12 protein-coding genes and 2 tRNA genes are annotated in these 16511 nt (G+C 36.8%); 5 read left to right on the forward strand and 9 right to left on the reverse strand.

All coding sequences use genetic code 11. The features are described 5' to 3' along the window. Nucleotides 1-99: 99 nt before the first annotated feature. Complete coding sequence (locus IL45_RS14935) at nt 100-1203, reverse strand: adenylate kinase (RefSeq protein WP_081866565.1); 1104 nt, start codon at nt 1201-1203, stop codon at nt 100-102. Nucleotides 1204-1348: 145 nt separating this feature from the next. Between IL45_RS14935 and IL45_RS07395 the strand changes: the two genes are divergently transcribed. After that, nucleotides 1349-2494 carry a 5-(carboxyamino)imidazole ribonucleotide synthase gene (locus IL45_RS07395; protein WP_036582275.1) on the forward strand — a complete coding sequence of 382 codons (1146 nt, stop codon included), beginning with the start codon at nt 1349-1351 and terminating at the stop codon, nt 2492-2494. Between the two features lie 112 nt (nt 2495-2606). On the opposite strand, the gene IL45_RS15150 is transcribed toward IL45_RS07395, so the two are convergent. From IL45_RS15150 to porU, 8 genes are all read right to left on the reverse strand, one after another. Continuing rightward, nucleotides 2607-2765, reverse strand: a complete 159-nt coding sequence (locus IL45_RS15150; RefSeq protein ID WP_160165395.1) for a hypothetical protein — start codon at nt 2763-2765, stop codon at nt 2607-2609. Between the two features lie 45 nt (nt 2766-2810). After that, on the reverse strand, nt 2811-3494 hold the full coding sequence (locus tag IL45_RS07400; protein ID WP_036582278.1) for an SDR family NAD(P)-dependent oxidoreductase: 684 nt from the start codon (nt 3492-3494) through the stop codon (nt 2811-2813). Then, a complete protein-coding gene (locus IL45_RS07405) occupies nt 3487-4488 on the reverse strand; it encodes a M20/M25/M40 family metallo-hydrolase (protein ID WP_036582281.1) in 1002 nt (333 codons plus the stop codon). Before IL45_RS07405 ends, IL45_RS07400 begins: the two co-directional genes overlap by 8 nt. A 153-nt stretch (nt 4489-4641) precedes the next feature. Further along, entirely contained in the window at nt 4642-6285 is a 1644-nt protein-coding gene (locus tag IL45_RS07410) for a pyruvate dehydrogenase complex dihydrolipoamide acetyltransferase (protein WP_036582283.1), read from the reverse strand. 3 nt (nt 6286-6288) lie between these two features. Next, a complete protein-coding gene (pdhA, locus tag IL45_RS07415) occupies nt 6289-7287 on the reverse strand; it encodes a pyruvate dehydrogenase (acetyl-transferring) E1 component subunit alpha (protein WP_036582284.1) in 999 nt (332 codons plus the stop codon). A gap of 141 nt (nt 7288-7428) precedes the next feature. After that, nucleotides 7429-7911, reverse strand: a complete 483-nt coding sequence (gene cdd, locus IL45_RS07420) for a cytidine deaminase (RefSeq protein WP_036582286.1) — start codon at nt 7909-7911, stop codon at nt 7429-7431. 5 nt (nt 7912-7916) lie between these two features. Next, a complete protein-coding gene (porV, locus tag IL45_RS07425; protein WP_036582290.1) occupies nt 7917-9092 on the reverse strand; it encodes a type IX secretion system outer membrane channel protein PorV in 1176 nt (391 codons plus the stop codon). 44 nt (nt 9093-9136) lie between these two features. After that, on the reverse strand, nt 9137-12973 hold the full coding sequence (gene porU, locus IL45_RS07430) for a type IX secretion system sortase PorU (protein WP_036582293.1): 3837 nt from the start codon (nt 12971-12973) through the stop codon (nt 9137-9139). Nucleotides 12974-13172: 199 nt separating this feature from the next. Between porU and gldJ the strand changes: the two genes are divergently transcribed. The 4 genes from gldJ to IL45_RS07450 all read left to right on the forward strand — a co-directional run bounded on the left by gldJ (nt 13173) and on the right by IL45_RS07450 (nt 16501). Next, the gene (gene gldJ / locus IL45_RS07435; protein ID WP_036582295.1) at nt 13173-14864 is read left to right on the forward strand and encodes a gliding motility lipoprotein GldJ; all 1692 of its coding nucleotides are present in this window, start codon (nt 13173-13175) and stop codon (nt 14862-14864) included. A gap of 67 nt (nt 14865-14931) precedes the next feature. Continuing rightward, nucleotides 14932-16185 (forward strand): UDP-N-acetylmuramoyl-tripeptide--D-alanyl-D-alanine ligase, encoded by a 1254-nt coding sequence (locus IL45_RS07440; RefSeq protein WP_036582298.1) that lies wholly within the window; start codon nt 14932-14934, stop codon nt 16183-16185. Between the two features lie 83 nt (nt 16186-16268). Continuing rightward, a tRNA-Phe gene (locus IL45_RS07445) sits at nt 16269-16341 on the forward strand. An 85-nt stretch (nt 16342-16426) separates the two neighbouring features. Further along, a tRNA-Val gene (locus tag IL45_RS07450) sits at nt 16427-16501 on the forward strand. Nucleotides 16502-16511: the final 10 nt, after the last annotated feature.

The raw sequence follows: 16511 nt of genomic DNA on the forward strand, positions 1-16511 counted from the left end.
TGCAAAACTCGTTGTTACCTACTATAAGAGTAGAAACATCAAGGTTATAATTTAAAACACCTAAACCTTCCGTTTATTTAACTTCGGTTTTTTATAGTCTTAAAGCTTATCAAACTCCACACTTAATCGAGCTGTTATTTCATCTAGTGCTCCTACACCATCTACTCCATGATACTTATCTTGTGCTGTATAGTAATCTTTAAGTGGCGCTGTTTGCTTGTAATAGACAGCGATACGATCTCTTATCACTCCTTCACTTGCATCATCTGCTCTACCGCTTGCTTTTCCTCTTTCTAATAATCTTTCAACTAGAACTTCATCATCTACTTCTAGCGCAACCATACCGGCAATCTCAGATCCTTTTGAAGCTAATAATTCATCTAATGCCTTTGCTTGCGCATCTGTTCTAGGAAAACCATCAAAAATAAATCCTGCTGCATCTGGTGTTTTTTCCACCTCAGCGTTAAGCATTTTAATAGTTACTTCATCTGGCACTAGGTTTCCTTTATCCATGAAGGATTTTGCAAGTGTTCCTAATTCTGTTCCATTTTTGATGTTATAACGAAACACGTCTCCTGTAGAGATATGAACTAGTCCGTATTTTTCTTTTAAACGTTCTGCTTGGGTTCCTTTTCCGGCTCCTGGAGGACCGAATAAAACAATGTTTTTCATGCGTTGTGTTTGTACGTAAAGTTCAGGCAAATTGCGCCCTAAATTATCATAATCCATGCCGTATCCCACGACAAATTTGTTCTCAATATTTAAACCCACAAAATCGATTTTCAATTCTCGATTATAAACTTCTGGCTTTAAAAATAGCGTCGCTACATGTAAAGCAGTAGGATTGTGTTTTAGCAGCTTTCGCGAAAGCATGTCAACAGTTAATCCTGTATCTACAATATCTTCTACGATAACAACTGTTCTATCGGTAAGGTCTATATCAACATTTAAAGTCTCTACTAACTCACCAGTGGAAGATGTCCCTTCATAACTAGAAGCTCTTAAAAAAGCAATCTCACAATCATGATTAAACTTGCGTGTCAAGTCTGCCATGACCATGTAACTACCATTGAGTATTCCTAAAAAGACGGGCTTTTTATCTGCAAGATCTCTATTGAGCTGGTATGCGAGGTTGTTAACGGCATCGCTTATTTGAGTTGCCGTTAGAAAAGGTTTGAAATAGAGGTCGTGAATCTTAATCACTTCTTAAATATTTTATGCAAAGATAGTATTTAGTAGGCAGTTGACAGCCGCTGTTGATAGTGCTTCTTCATGTCATTTGATATTGTTGTTCAAATTCATCTTCAAGTTCAAGTTCAAGTTCAATTTATCCTCTTATTTTTGCCTAATGAGCACACCACTTTTTTCTTCACCGTTTACGCTTGGGATTCTGGGCGGCGGACAACTAGGTAAAATGATGTTATACACCACGCGTAAATGGGATATCGCCACTTATGTGATGGATAAAGATGATACAGCACCTGCTTTTGAAGGTTGTACTGTCTTTTTTGAAGGAGATATTATGGACTATCAGGCCGTGATGGAGTTTGGCGAACAAGTCGATGTGTTAACTATTGAAATAGAAAACGTCAATGTGCAAGCACTTCAGGATTTAGAAGATAAAGGTATCGCGGTTTCTCCCAGTGCTCGTGTATTGAACTTAATTAGAAATAAAGCGGTTCAAAAACAATTTTATCTAGATAGCAATATTCCTACAGCTCCATTTCAAATTCATGAACAACCAATTTTAAATCATGGAAAGGACTATCCATTCATATGGAAAAGCGCTGAAGGTGGCTATGATGGTAAAGGTGTAAAAGTAATCCGTCAAGAAAGTGATCTTACCGACTTGCCTCAGGTGGAATGTATCTATGAAGATATGATCGATTTTAAGCTGGAACTGGCTGTAATAGTCGCTCGTAATTCTAGTGGAGATATGAAAACTTATCCTGTGGTAGAGATGGAATTTCACCCAGAAGCTAATCAGGTAGAATATGTAGTATGCCCAGCACGTATAGATGATGCCGTTTCTGAAAAAGCTCGTGCTATTGCTCTAGAAGTGAGTGCTGCTTATGACCATGTAGGCCTATTAGCTGTAGAAATGTTCTTAACTAAAAATGGAGACATTCTAGTAAATGAAGTGGCACCTAGACCACATAATTCTGGTCATTATTCTATAGAAGGTTCTGTAACAGATCAGTTTGAACAACACGTGCGTTGTGTACTTGACTTACCTTTAGGAAATACAGATAGTACTGTTGCTGCTGTTATGGTAAACCTTGTAGGAGAAGAAGGTCATACTGGGAATGTCATTTATGATGGTATTGAAGATATTCTAGCCATGCCTGGTGTGACACCTCACATTTATGGTAAAAAACAAACCAGACCTTTTAGAAAAATGGGTCATGTTACTGTGGTAGATAAAGATGTCGCTGTCGCACGTGAAATTGCTGCAAAGGTTAAAGATCGAATTAAGGTTGTTGCTGAGGATTAATTTGACAATGTGAAAATATGGTAATTGCTTTTCTTAATTGCTATCGTAAAAAATTATCTTTTTATTACTGATTGCAGCTTCAATTACCTTAAGTCTAATAAAGTGAAGAATATTATTCTTTTCTATTGTTCTGATGTTTTTTCATTTTCCAGTAACCATAAATCGCGAAGCCGATTATAACGGTCACAACTAAACAAATAACATATTCAGCACCAGGAGCAAAACCTTCTGCAAGTCGGCTAGTTGTTTTAAAACGAGATGATTGAAACATTATAAAAGTTAAGCCCATACTTCTATATTCAGCATTCCAAATCCCCTACGGTGTGCTTGCACTCACCTGCATTACTTTACCGTTATAGAACTTATTTCCTGTAAGGGCAAAATTCATGATATAGTCTGCCATTTCTGAAGCCGTGAGTGGTGCTTTATATCCGGGAAAGGCTTCTTCTAGCATCTCTGTTTGTACGGCTCCTAGGGCAAGTGTATTGAATGATGGTCCGTTTTCTTTGTATTCTTCGGCAAGAAGTTCAAAAAGAGTGATTACGGCCGCTTTTGCACTTGAATAAGCGGCAAGACCAGGAAACTTTGCACTACCTTGAATTCCACCCATGGAGCTAATAGCAACAACATGAGAATCCTTAGTCATTACCGGCAATAACTTTTGCGTTAACGATGCAACACCAAATACGTTTACCGCATAACAGTTTTGAAAATCTTGAGCTGTTAATTCTTCAAAGGGTTTATTCACTAGCATACCTGCATTATGAATCAAGATATCTATGTGATCCCATTTTGCTAGAATAGCTTTTGCAGATTCAGCAACACTTTGTTCACTTGTTAAATCACAAGATAAGGACATGATACTATTGCGCTCTAAGGCTTCTATGGAACTCGTTTTTCGCGAAAGCGTTATAACATGATGCCCAGCATCAGCTAACAATTGTGCTAGTTCAAATCCTATACCACGACTGGTACCTGTGATGACAATATTTTTATTCATTTGCCATCATTTTAAGACGTTCATCATTTACCACCGCCATGATACCAGGCATTACTGCGTCAACTACAGCAGCCATATGTGGAGCGTTTACCTCTGATACTTCATCACCTGGCTGGTGATAGTATTTAAAATTAGTAAAGTCAAACGTACTGAAAGTTTGTGCAGGCACCTGAAATTCATTGAAAAATGGATAATTATCTGATCGCATGAATAGATTATACTCTACTGCTTTATCTAACTTACCAGTTACTAGTCTATTATTATTTGCAGCATTAAAAACACTAGCCATGTTGGACTTATCATGTCCAGTGATGTAAGCTATATATTCACGACCTACCATAGGTGTACCTATCATCTCAAAGTTGAGCATAGCTACTACATTTTCTTTTTCGGCTTTCATACGTTTTGCAAGATGTTTAGAACCTAGAAGTCCCTTTTCCTCTGCAGAGAATAATGCAAAAACGACAGTTCTTCTATTAAAATCAACTTGTTTTAACGCTTGCGCAATTGCTAAAACACTTGCTGTTCCTGTAGCATTATCATTTGCACCATTTGCAAGACTGTCACCAGCTACCGCTTTCATAAAACCGATATGATCGTAGTGTGCACCTATTACTACTATTTCATCTTTTAAAACACCATCTGTACCTGGCAACATACCTACTACATTAAAAGCTTGAGCACCTTTTGCATCAAAATCATCAAAGAAGTCACCTTTATACGGTTGTAGACCTATTTCATGTAATCGGTTTTGTAGATACTTAGCAGCTGCAAGAATACCGTCTGAACCGGTATCACGACCTTCTAAATCATCACTTGCAAGAAAAGATACATCTGCTGCAATTTGAGATGCATTTGCTTTAGGTATTTTAACCTTAGGTAAAACTTCAGACATAGTACCTGTTGCTTTTTCTAACTTAGCCACCTTATTGCCCTGACTACCACAGCTAGCAATAAGAACTGCTGCCGATAGTATAAGTACGATTCTTTTCATAGTATAATTTTAAAGTTTAAATATAGGTATTTTGTGATGTATGGTTAGTTAGGTTAATAGGTATTTTAATGAAAATGAGTAACAATCATTTCAATCCTAGAAACAAAAAAGCCGAATCTCTCGATTCGGCTTTTCCATAAATATTAGTTGATGTTATACATACATCACTATAGGGTTTTCTATATACGATTTAAACGTCTGTAAAAATGCTGCGCCTGTTGCACCATCTACCGTTCTATGATCACATGCCAGTGTAATTTTCATCACATTACCTACTACAATCTGACCATTCTTCACGACTGGCTTTTGCACAATAGCTCCTACGGACATGATTGCACTATTAGGCTGATTAATGATTGAAGTAAACTCTGTAATACCAAACATTCCTAAATTAGAGATTGTAAATGTACTTCCTTGCATTTCTGCAGGTTGTAATTTTTTATTACGTGCCTTACCAGCAAGTTCTCTTACTTTTGCTCCTATTTGTTGCATACTCATCTGATCTGCAAATGGCAATACAGGAACAAGAAGCCCATCATCTACCGCTACAGCAACACCAACGTGAATATGCTTTGCAATAATTGTATTTTTATCAGTCCACTGTGTATTTACTTTAGGATGTAATCTTAACGCCATTGCTGCCGCTTTAATTACCATATCGTTAAAGCTGATTTTAGTGTCCGGCAATTCATTAATAGCTTTTCTACTAGCAATTGCATTATCCATATCTAGATCTAAACCTAGATAGTAATGTGGTGCAGTAAACTTAGACTCACCCAAACGCTTTGCAATCGTTTTGCGCATTTGTGAATTAGGAACTTCTTCAAAAGTTTCTGTACCAACCGCAACAAATGAACTGGCAGAAGCACTTCCACCTGCACTAGGTTTAAAGTTCTCTATATCGCTTTTTACTATACGTCCATTTTCACCAGAACCAGAAACCTGATTAAGATCAATTCCTTTATCCTCAGCCATTTTCTTAGCAAGTGGAGAAGCAAAAATTCTTCCTGAAGAGTTTGAACTTGAATTTGAGCTGGTGTTTGAACTCGATGAAGCTGGCGTTGACACCTTAGAAGTTTCTTTTTTCTCTTCTTTCTTAACTTCTTTTTTCTCTTCTTTTTTCTCTTCTTTTTTAGGAGCTGCCGCTTTTGCGCTCGCATCGATATTTATTCCAGAAACATCTGTACCTGCAGGACCAATGATTGCTAACAAGGCATCAACCTTTGCCGTTTCACCTTCTTGAATTCCTATTTTTAATAACGTACCTGCATTGAAAGATTCAAATTCCATGGTAGCTTTGTCGGTCTCAATCTCTGCAAGAATATCACCTTCTTCAACAGCATCGCCTTCAGCTTTTAACCATGATGCTACCGTTCCTTCTTCCATAGTATCACTAAGGCGAGGCATATTTATAATAATTACGCCTTCAGGAAGTTCATTATCAGAATTAGATTCTTTACTAGAAGAAGTCTTTGATTCATCAGACTCTTCTTTTTCAGCAGCTGCGTCATTAGAGGCAGTACTAGCTTCTCCACTAAGCAGTCCAGAGATATCTTCTCCTTCTTCACCTATGATACAAAGCAACTGATCTACTGGAGCCGTTTCTCCTTCTTGAACACCTATATGCAATAAAACACCTTCTTGGAATGATTCAAATTCCATAGTTGCTTTATCGGTTTCAATTTCAGCAAGGATATCACCTTCTTCAACCTTATCACCTACGTTTTTCAACCACGCTGCAACTACACCTTCTTCCATGGTGTCGCTCAATCGTGGCATGTTTACAATCTCTGCCATGAATTATAATTTTGATGGTAAAAATGGATAATCTTCTTGCTCATAAACAGCGTCATACATAACGCTTTTATCTGGGTAAGGAGAATCCTCAGCAAACTTCTCACATTCTGCAACGCGAGATTTTACTCTTTTCCCCATTTCTTTTATCTCTTCCTCAGTAACACCGTGATCTTTCATCAATCGGTCTTTTATTTGAGTAATAGGATCTATTTTTTGATATTCAGCTACTTCATCTTTGGTACGATAGTGCTGTGCATCACTCATCGAGTGACCTCTATATCGATATGTTTTTAATTCTAAGAAAGTTGGTCCACCACCAGAACGAGCTCTTTCTATCGCTTCAGACATTGCTTCTGCAACTTTTTCTGGATCCATCGCATCTACAGGTCCACACGGCATTTCATAACCTAAACCTAATTTCCAAATATCAGTATGGTTTGCTGTTCTTTCAACACTTGTACCCATCGCATACCCATTGTTTTCCACACAGAAAACTACCGGTAAATTCCATAACATTGCTAGATTAAAAGCCTCATGTAAAGAACCTTGACGTGCTGCGCCATCACCAAAAAAGGTCAGTGTTACCGCATCTACATTATGGTATTTATCACCAAAGGCAATTCCAGCACCTAAAGGAATTTGTCCTCCTACAATACCGTGACCACCATAGAAACGATGCTCTTTTGAAAAAATATGCATTGATCCACCTAATCCTTGTGAGGTACCCGTTGCTTTTCCATAAAGCTCTGCCATGACTCTTTTAGGATCTACTCCCATACCTATAGGTTGTACGTGATTACGATAAGCAGTAATCATTTTATCCTTAGTAAGGTCCATCGCGTGCAGAGAACCGGCAAGAATTGCTTCTTGTCCATTGTAAAGGTGAAGGAATCCACGAACTTTCTGTTGTATGTAAACTTGTGCTAGTTTATCTTCAAACTTTCTCCAGAAAAGCATCTCCTCATACCAATTGAGAAGTACGTCTTTAGTGACTTTTTTCATTTAAGTGGTTGTTTTAAGTGCGCTTTCGCGAAAGCGAATTAATACAACAATAGTACTACTTAACTTTCACAGCTCAAAGCAAAAATAGACCAAAAAAGGGTAATGAAAAACCTATTGAAGGGTTAAAAATGTCCGAAAACGTTATAGATAGCTCTTATCAAAGATAAGTGGTAGTAAATCTTTAAGGGAATCTGACTTTACAATAGTGCCTGAAGCTCCCATAAAATATATAGGAATAGAATCTTGTTGTTTGTTTTCATACTCTGCAATGGCCTGTCTGCAAGCACCGCATGGTGGTACAGGAACAGTAAGAGAATCATCAATAGGACTTGCTGTAAGCGCCATCATTTTAATCGCCACGCCAGGATATTGAGCACCTGCTGCATAGATAGCTACTCGCTCTGCACAAAGGCCTGATGGGTAAGCGGCATTTTCTTGATTATTTCCTGTAATAACTTTTCCATTCTCAAGTAAAATCGCGCACCCTACCGTAAAATTTGAATATGGGGCATATGCATTATGACGTGCTGTAATGGACTGCTGCATTAAAGACTGCACGTTACTATCAAGCTCAGACATATCATCGTAAGCCTCCAGCGTAGTATGGATTTCTATTTTTTTCAAATGATCTAGTATTCTGTATACTCGTCTCCAAAATTGAAGGTCAAGCCAAATCTAAGTGTACCTTCTAAAGGACTTCTTACACGACTAGTAGAGAACAAGTAAGATAAATCGATACCGATTGAAGAAAACTCAAATCCTGCGCCCATGGCTAGAAATTTACGAGCTCCTTTATCATCTGCTTCATTAAAATAACCTGCTCTTAACGCAAAACTGTCATCATAAGTATACTCTGCGCTTAATGCCCATGTAAATTCTCTAAGCTCTTCACTAAAACCACCTGGTGCATCACCAAAAGATTGAAAAATACCATTAATAAAAGTTACATCGTCATCTTGTCCTGAGATAATCTCGCGAGAAACACCATTATTATTATCATCACCATCTTCCCTTATCGGTGGTGTAGGAACTAAAAGTTTATTAACCTCAGCAGTTACTCCTATCTTACTAAAACCGTCATTAAGGATAAAATCGAATCCACCACCTAATGCAAGATTGGTTGGTATGAAATTTTCTTGTCCACCTTCATCGTAAGAAACTTTAGGACCGATGTTAGAGATATTAAATCCACCTCTCCAGCGTCCATTAAAATCTGCCAGAGCTAATTCTTCTGATTGATAGTAACCAGATATATCAACACCAAAGCTATTTGCTGCGCTTGCATCACTATCCACACCTTGTATTCTCAAATCGCTTCTTAAAAAACGACCTGTTACTGCAAGTGCAAATTGCTCAGAAAGTTTCAATGAATAGGTACCATCTAATACGAACTCGTTAGGACTTTCTTCACGTCCAGGATCATTTTGATCTTGTCTTAAAGTAATACTTCCTAAACTGAAGTATCTTAAACTACCTGCAAAGGCACTATTATCATTAATACGATTTGCATAAACTAATTGTGCAATCGCAATATCGTTCACTAGATTCCCTAAATAAGGAGTGTATGCAACCCCAAATTTATGCTCTCGTAACCCGAATGCGTATTTGGATGGATTCCATTGTTGGGACCATGCATCTGGACTGGTGGCAACACCCATATCACCTAAACCGGCAGAACGTGCATCACCAGCAATTCTTAAAAATGGTAGTGCTGTGGTTATTACTCTTGTATCGTTATCTTGAGCGTTACTTATGCTAGGCACCGCTAAAACTAAAGCGATAAATACTAAAAAAACTTTTTTCATCAATGCTTATTAATCTGAAACAAATATATGTTAATCCTTACGAGTTACAATATCACCAGCTTTTCCACCTTACTGGTTTGCTGATTAGATAACGTAGACTTTACTGTTATCTTATAAATATAGACACCTTTTCCTAATCGCTGGCCAAAATCGTCTGTACCATCCCATGTAATTTCTCTAGAGGTAAAACCAGTCGTCGTCACTGACTGATTCTTACTCCAAATAACTTTCCCAGAAATAGTCATTACTTGTATTTGAACATTTAATGGCTCAAATGGCTTATTATGATTGAACCAAAACTCTGTATAAGTAGTAAATGGATTAGGATAATTAAGGACACGTTCTAGTTTAATACCGTCATTTTCTGCAACAATGAATTGTATTTCTTGTTCTGCAGAGTTATTGTAGGTATCCCAAGCTTTTAATTTTAAGGTATGCAATCCAGGCTCTAAATCTCTAAGTGGAAAATAAACCTGACCACGAGCAAAGTTATCTACGTCTGCCTCATAATAATCATTAAGTATAAAGGGATCTACATCATTACCGTCTAATGTTGCAGTAATATCATGACCTATACCACTAGATGTGTTAATCCCATTATCATCACTTAAAAAAGCTAAAATAAATGGATTTTCATCTGTAATTCCACCATTCACAAAATTAGTATCATTCATATACAAGTCAATCTCAGGACCTATATCATCGGCAGGAGCGGCTGTATTAACTCCACCTATGCGAACATCTAAGTTATAACCATTTTTATCTTCTTGAACACCATCCCTTTTTGCATAAAAAGAGATCCTACCATTACCTATAGGAACCTGAGTATCGAGCGGCATTACAAAATTTACATCAAAAACACCATTTGTTACCGTAGCCTGACCTCTAAAAAGAACCTCGCCTTGCTGCTTAAAATCTAAAAGAATTAATTGACCCGTCGAATCTCTAGCATCATCATTCCCCAAGGTAGTGCGATCAATTTCTTTATCAAAAACAGTCACTGAAACCTCACCATTATAATTAGGTATTAAATTCCCCTGTAAATCGTGCACCTCTCCACTTAACACAACAGGATCTAGCGCTCTTAACACATCAGTATTACTTGCTATAGGATTTCCATTAACGGCAGTTAATACAACATTAGGATCTGGTATTGCAAGTTTTAAGGCTGGATCACCTATAAACGCAACAACTCTTCTGGTTGCATCATTATTAAGCGCCGGATCTACTTTGGCAAGCCTAAGAGATTCGGCCATTGAAATAGCTTGTGCGTTATTATATGAAAACAAATATTGATCTAGAGTACGATTTAAGGTGACTCCAGTAGAAATAAAGATTAATCGATTAGTAGCTACTAAACCTATCGCACCACCATCTGGATTAAGATATACTTTTTCCCCACCACTAGGTCTTAAAGGATTATCAAATCTTGTAAACTCACAAGTTACAGTTATGAACAACGGTAAATTATTTGGATTACGTAAATTTTCAACAGATGACTGTGTCACAATAAACTCTTGAGCAAGGCCATCTTCATTCCCATGACCAAAATAATTAATCACTAACGAACCTCTTTCAAAAGCATTTTTCACAGCTTCCTCTACGTCTGGATACCTAAAACCACCAGCTGTACTCAATTGCTGATAACTATCCATCATTATTTTACGCACATTATAATCTGGCCTGTTCAATTCTATTTGATCAGCAAGATCATTTACATTAACCTGAAGATTACTATCTGTTTGCGGATCATCGATATCATCTCCTATTAACACAACATCATTGCGCCATCTTTCAAAAGCTGGCTGCGCAGTATAGCTTACAACTTTATCAACCATTTCCCTCGCTTCTGTGATATCGGTAACAATCATGCGTCCTACCGCCAAATCCATCAAGTTATTAGTAGCTACATTTCCTTCATTAGGATTCATGTATGTAAAAAAATCATCTGTCACATAAGACTGTGTAAGTGACGTGGCCTCAGCCGTTAGAAATGAAGGAACAATATTTTCTCTTACAGAAATACGATTTTTATAATCAAAACTAGCGTCACCAAACATATTTAAATACTTCACTCTATTTGCAGGGCTAGAAGCATTATCATAAACATATTTTACAAAATTTCTGATTGCTGCAATATCCTGTTCTCCTTCAGAAAACTCATTATAGATATCTGAAAGAGTCACAACTTTAGTATTTAAGTTACTAGAAGTAATGTGGTAATTTGCAAGTCTTTGGGCTTCACTTTCAAGAAATGATGGAGTAATAATTAAATAATCTATATCCTTAAAATTTCCGTTGCTATCAATAAAAATGGTTCCTTTCAAGTTCTGATTTGCTACTCGTCTATTTGAAACTGAGATAGGATTAAAAAAATCATTATTATCCACGACAATGTATTCCTTTACCTCACCACCGTTATCTACAAAAGAAAAATTAGCATCACTAGTATTGTTCAAAACGGTCGTGACATTATAAGGATCTGATATATTCCAAACTTCAGAAATGCTAGTAGCGTTAGAAAACTGAAATTGCACAACTCCAGGCTGTAAAGCAGCTTCTGTATTTCTAAACCTATATGACTCACCTATCCCTACTAAAGATTGAGGCACCTCTAACTCTATATAATCTAGATAGCCTTCGGCACCAGGATTTCCAGAATTTTCAAAAGTAATTTTCACATCAACATCATCACTAGTAACATTAATATTATTTGCAATCAATTGTCCTCTTCTTGAAACCAAAGTATTAACACCTGCTAAACCAAAATGACCTATAGTTCCCGCAGACACGCCATTAACCTCACAAGTAAAAGAACTACCAATGTCTGATATGGCACCTGTCACTACTTTTAAACTTGCTGGTCTTGAACCTATCACATTGTTAAATTCAAATTCAAAAGTCTGTTCTGGCTCAAAATCAAAACGTTCACCATACCATATGCGACCTATTTGCCCTATATTTCTTTCATCAATTTCATGATGTTGTCTAGCGTGAAAATAATCATAGGTAATTGCAGGAGTACCCATAGGTTGTACAAAAGGCAAAATACGTTTACCATTACCTGAACTTATAGTTATATAATAAAATGATTCATCCGTATAAGGATTAATATGACTATCGTTTTCCAAGATATATTCAGAGTTAGCGGCCGTGGCATAAAATAAAATTTCATCGCCACTATCAAAACTACCATCATTTTCACCTCGCACACTAATTGCAATCTCCGCAGGATCATAAGCCACAGTTTGAGAATTTACTAAAGGCAATGATGGACCACCATTTCCATAAACTTTAATCGTACGAGGATCAATATCACTCACATTTATACCTAGACCACTTAAAAAAGACCTGGTGATTCTATGCACACCCGTATTCTCTACTTTAAAGCGGAACCATTCACCTGATGTAAGCAAAGAGTTCCCATAATTAGTAGATTTAGTAGTAAATATTGGTTCTCCATCTGTAAAAAATGGAGTAAAAGATACAACCTTACGATATTGATTTCCATCCTTGAATATAGGAGACACTCTTATTTGTGCATAATTACGCTTTCGCGAAAGCGCATTTCTTAAACTATACTGCAATCCATCAACAATAAATTCTTTATCCAGATCTGCAAGTTCACTGTTTGATAAGACCTCTGTTTGTAAATTCTCTAAAACCAAACTTGATTCATTAACCAAAGATGAAGTCTCAATAGACTTAGAAAACCAAATTTGAGAACCATTAAACTGATATCCATTTTCAAAATACGGAACTAAAACCGTATAATCACCAATCGACTGTTTTAAAGCAGGCTGCCATTTCAACTCTTCTTTCTGGCCTTGAGCCATTAGTAAAAGGGGAAAACTAACAATTATTAAAAAAATATATCTCATCAAACCGATAACGTCTATTTATAAAATCTAGTATAAAAAATAAAAACTTAAAAAAATGTGAACACTCATGAAATAAACGGCATTCAAGCTCGTTTAAAAACATGGAACGACAAATGTAATGGGAATATTAACAATTTATGCTTTTGGTTTTCTCCGAAGTTGTTATATTGCGAGACATTTTTCAAAATAATATCTTAAAATGAAGAAGTACTTTGCATTAAAAGCAGTATTTACACTAATCGCTGGTGTGGCACTAGTGAGCTGTGGTGGTGGTGGAAACGATTATTCTAGCACATCTCGAGGAACTGGATGGGACGTTACCGGTAAAAACGGTGGTTTTGAATTAAATACTAAATACAAGGAGCAGGAAACTGGACCAGGATTAGTATTTGTTGAAGGAGGAACATTCACAATGGGACGTGTAAAAGATGATCCTATGCATGATTGGAACAACACTCCTAACCAGCAACACGTTCAGTCGTTCTATATAGACGAAACTGAAGTTACTAATGGTATGTATCTTGAGATGCTAGATTGGATAAAAGGTGTATTCCCTCCAGAAGATGAAGAATATCGTAATATTTACAATGGTGCGGTACCTGACACTCTAGTATGGAGAAACCGTTTAGGATTCAATGAAGAGATGACTAAGAATTACTTACGTCACCCTGCATACCAAAACTACCCAGTAGTAGGTGTGACTTGGATTCAAGCTGTTGAATTTTCAGAATGGAGAACAGATCGTGTAAATGAATTAATTCTTAATCAAGAAGGATTTACTTCTAAAGATGCTTTAGCTAATCAAGAAGCTGGATCTACATTCAGCACTGAGACCTATTTAAATGCGCCTACTCTAGCTTATGGAGGAGATGACGAAAAGACTCGTGGAGGTAAAAGAAGTGAATCATTAGAAAAAAGAAAAACACAAAAAGCTGCAAAGCAAGGTGAAGGTGGCGGCGAGGCATCTGGACTTTACGTAACTCGTAAAGACGGTATTATTTTACCTGGATACAGACTACCTACCGAAGCAGAATGGGAATATGCAGCACTTGCTGAAGTTTCTCAAAGAGAATATAACGCTTATCGTGGTAGAAAGAAATACCCATGGGATGGTCAGTATACTCGTAGCGGTAAGAGACAGACTCGTGGAGACCACATGGCAAACTTTAAGCAAGGTGATGGAGATTATGGTGGTATCGCAGGATGGAGTGATGATGGAGCAGATATTACTGCTGAAGTTATGACTTATGAACCTAATGAATTTGGTGTATACGACATGGCTGGTAACGTTTCTGAATGGGTAGCTGATGTTTATCGTCCAATCGTTGATGATGAATTTAATGACTTTAATTACTATCGTGGTAACCAATACACAAAAAATAAAATTGGTGCTGATGGTATGATTGCTGTCGTAGAAGCTGACTCAATCGTTTATGACACTTTAAGTAATGGTAAAACTATCGCTAGAGCATTACCTGGTGAAATCCAACAGGTAGAAGTTGATGAAAACGAAACTTATTTAAGAACAAACTTTGACAGAAGTGACAACCGTGACTTCCGTGATGGTGACCGTCGTTCTTCTAAGTATTTTGACAACACTGATCAATTAGAAGATAACAAAAGAATGTATGATTCTCCATTGCACACAGTGGACTCTGATTCCTTAGGTACTTTAGACAGACAATACGATCAAGAAAACACTCGTACAACACTCATCGATAACGAAGTTCGTGTTATCAAAGGTGGTTCATGGAGAGATAGAGCTTATTGGTTAGATCCTGCATCCCGCAGATTCTATCCACAAGACATGGCAAAAGATGACCTAGGTTTCCGATGCGCAATGTCACGTGTAGGTTCTAAATCAAAGAAAAACAAAAGACCTCGTAATTAATTCTGCGAATCTTTATAAATTAAAAAGAAGCCCTTATTTTTAAGGGCTTTTTTTATGCATTACTTTTATGAAGGAATTATACCAAATATTCTTAACCAGCAATGGCGTTCAGACTGATACTCGTAAGATAATTGACGGTCAATTATTCTATGCCTTATCAGGGGAGAACTTCGACGGTAATACTTATGTAGAACAAGCTTTAAGCAAAGGAGCTATCCATGCAGTTTCCAGCGATCTGAAATGGGAGAACGACTCTAGAGTCACTGTTGTAAAAGACACTTTAAAAAACCTACAACAATTAGCAACTTACCATAGAAAAAAAATAAACATACCCATTCTCTCTCTAACAGGTAGCAATGGAAAAACAACAACCAAAGAGTTAATCATATCAGTTTTGCGCCAGCAATTTAATGTTAAAGGAACTGCAGGCAACCTTAACAATCATATAGGCGTTCCATTAACTCTTTTAAGTTTTAATGAGTCTACAGACATAGGTATTGTAGAAATGGGAGCTAATCATTTAAAAGAAATTGAAACTCTCTCTAACATCACCTTACCCGATTATGGCTTGATAACTAATTACGGTAAAGCACATTTAGAAGGTTTCGGTAGTGAAGAAAATATAAGAATAGGCAAAAGCGAATTGTTTGAACACTTGAGGAAACATAACAAAACAGCGATTGTAGGTCACTGGGACAAAGAACAATTAAAAAGATCTAAAGGAATCGAGCGTTTTTTAACAAGTAGCGATAGTAAGCTTATCAAAGCTGAGCCCTACATCAGTCTAGAATTTGAAGGCAAACAATGCGACACACAGTTAGTAGGTGAATACAATTATCACAACATGCTACTCGCTGCTGCAGTAGGTCAAATTTTTAACATGAGTACGACTAACATAATAAAAGGGCTCGCTCATTACACACCTAATAACAATAGATCTCAGATCATACAAAAAGGAAATCTTAAAATAATACTAGACGCATACAATGCAAACCCTAGCAGCATGGTTGTTGCTTTAAAAAACCTAAGTAAACAATCAGAACGTAAAAAAATAGCCATTCTGGGCGATATGTTTGAATTGGGGACATACTCGACGACAGAACATCAAAATATTGCTGAGTTAACACAACAGCTTCAAATAGACCAAACTTATTTAATTGGTGAGGCCTTTTCAAAAGTAAACTGTGAACAAGCTCAATTATTTGAAAACCTCGAGAATTTTAATAAGCAGTTTAACATTGACAAAACACAAGAATCTGTACTACTTATAAAAGGATCTAGAGGCATGGCATTAGAACGGATATTAGAGATAATTAAGTAGATTTAAAAAAAAATGAAAATAATTAGCAAAAAGCTTTTTACAAAAATAAAATTATGTAAATTTGCCACCGCTTTAGAGCAAAAGGTACCTTAGCTCAGTTGGTAGAGCAATGGACTGAAAATCCATGTGTCCCTGGTTCGATTCCTGGAGGTACCACAAAAGGCTGTCTGTTTTAGACAGCCTTTTTTGTTTTCTATAACTTTATTATTACAAAGTCAGTTTATATTTATCACCTTAAAATGTGGGATTAGCTCAGTTGGTTTAGAGCGTTACGTTGACATCGTAAAGGTCACTGGTTCGAATCCAGTATTTCACACAACTTTATA

The sequence above is a fragment of the Nonlabens ulvanivorans genome (assembly GCF_000732625.1).
Taxonomy (GTDB): domain Bacteria; phylum Bacteroidota; class Bacteroidia; order Flavobacteriales; family Flavobacteriaceae; genus Nonlabens; species Nonlabens ulvanivorans.

What these genes read in the sequence shown, in the direction of transcription:
- IL45_RS07440 (WP_036582298.1), top strand. Translation starts at nt 14,932, where the DNA reads ATGAAGGAATTATACCAAATATTCTTAACCAGCAATGGCGTTCAGACT.
- IL45_RS07400 (WP_036582278.1), bottom strand. Translation starts at nt 3,494, where the DNA reads ATGAATAAAAATATTGTCATCACAGGTACCAGTCGTGGTATAGGATTT.
- IL45_RS15150 (WP_160165395.1), bottom strand. Translation starts at nt 2,765, where the DNA reads ATGTTTCAATCATCTCGTTTTAAAACAACTAGCCGACTTGCAGAAGGT.
- IL45_RS07405 (WP_036582281.1), bottom strand. Translation starts at nt 4,488, where the DNA reads ATGAAAAGAATCGTACTTATACTATCGGCAGCAGTTCTTATTGCTAGC.
- pdhA (WP_036582284.1), bottom strand. Translation starts at nt 7,287, where the DNA reads ATGAAAAAAGTCACTAAAGACGTACTTCTCAATTGGTATGAGGAGATG.
- porV (WP_036582290.1), bottom strand. Translation starts at nt 9,092, where the DNA reads ATGAAAAAAGTTTTTTTAGTATTTATCGCTTTAGTTTTAGCGGTGCCT.
- IL45_RS07410 (WP_036582283.1), bottom strand. Translation starts at nt 6,285, where the DNA reads ATGGCAGAGATTGTAAACATGCCACGATTGAGCGACACCATGGAAGAA.
- gldJ (WP_036582295.1), top strand. Translation starts at nt 13,173, where the DNA reads ATGAAGAAGTACTTTGCATTAAAAGCAGTATTTACACTAATCGCTGGT.
- IL45_RS07395 (WP_036582275.1), top strand. Translation starts at nt 1,349, where the DNA reads ATGAGCACACCACTTTTTTCTTCACCGTTTACGCTTGGGATTCTGGGC.
- porU (WP_036582293.1), bottom strand. Translation starts at nt 12,973, where the DNA reads ATGAGATATATTTTTTTAATAATTGTTAGTTTTCCCCTTTTACTAATG.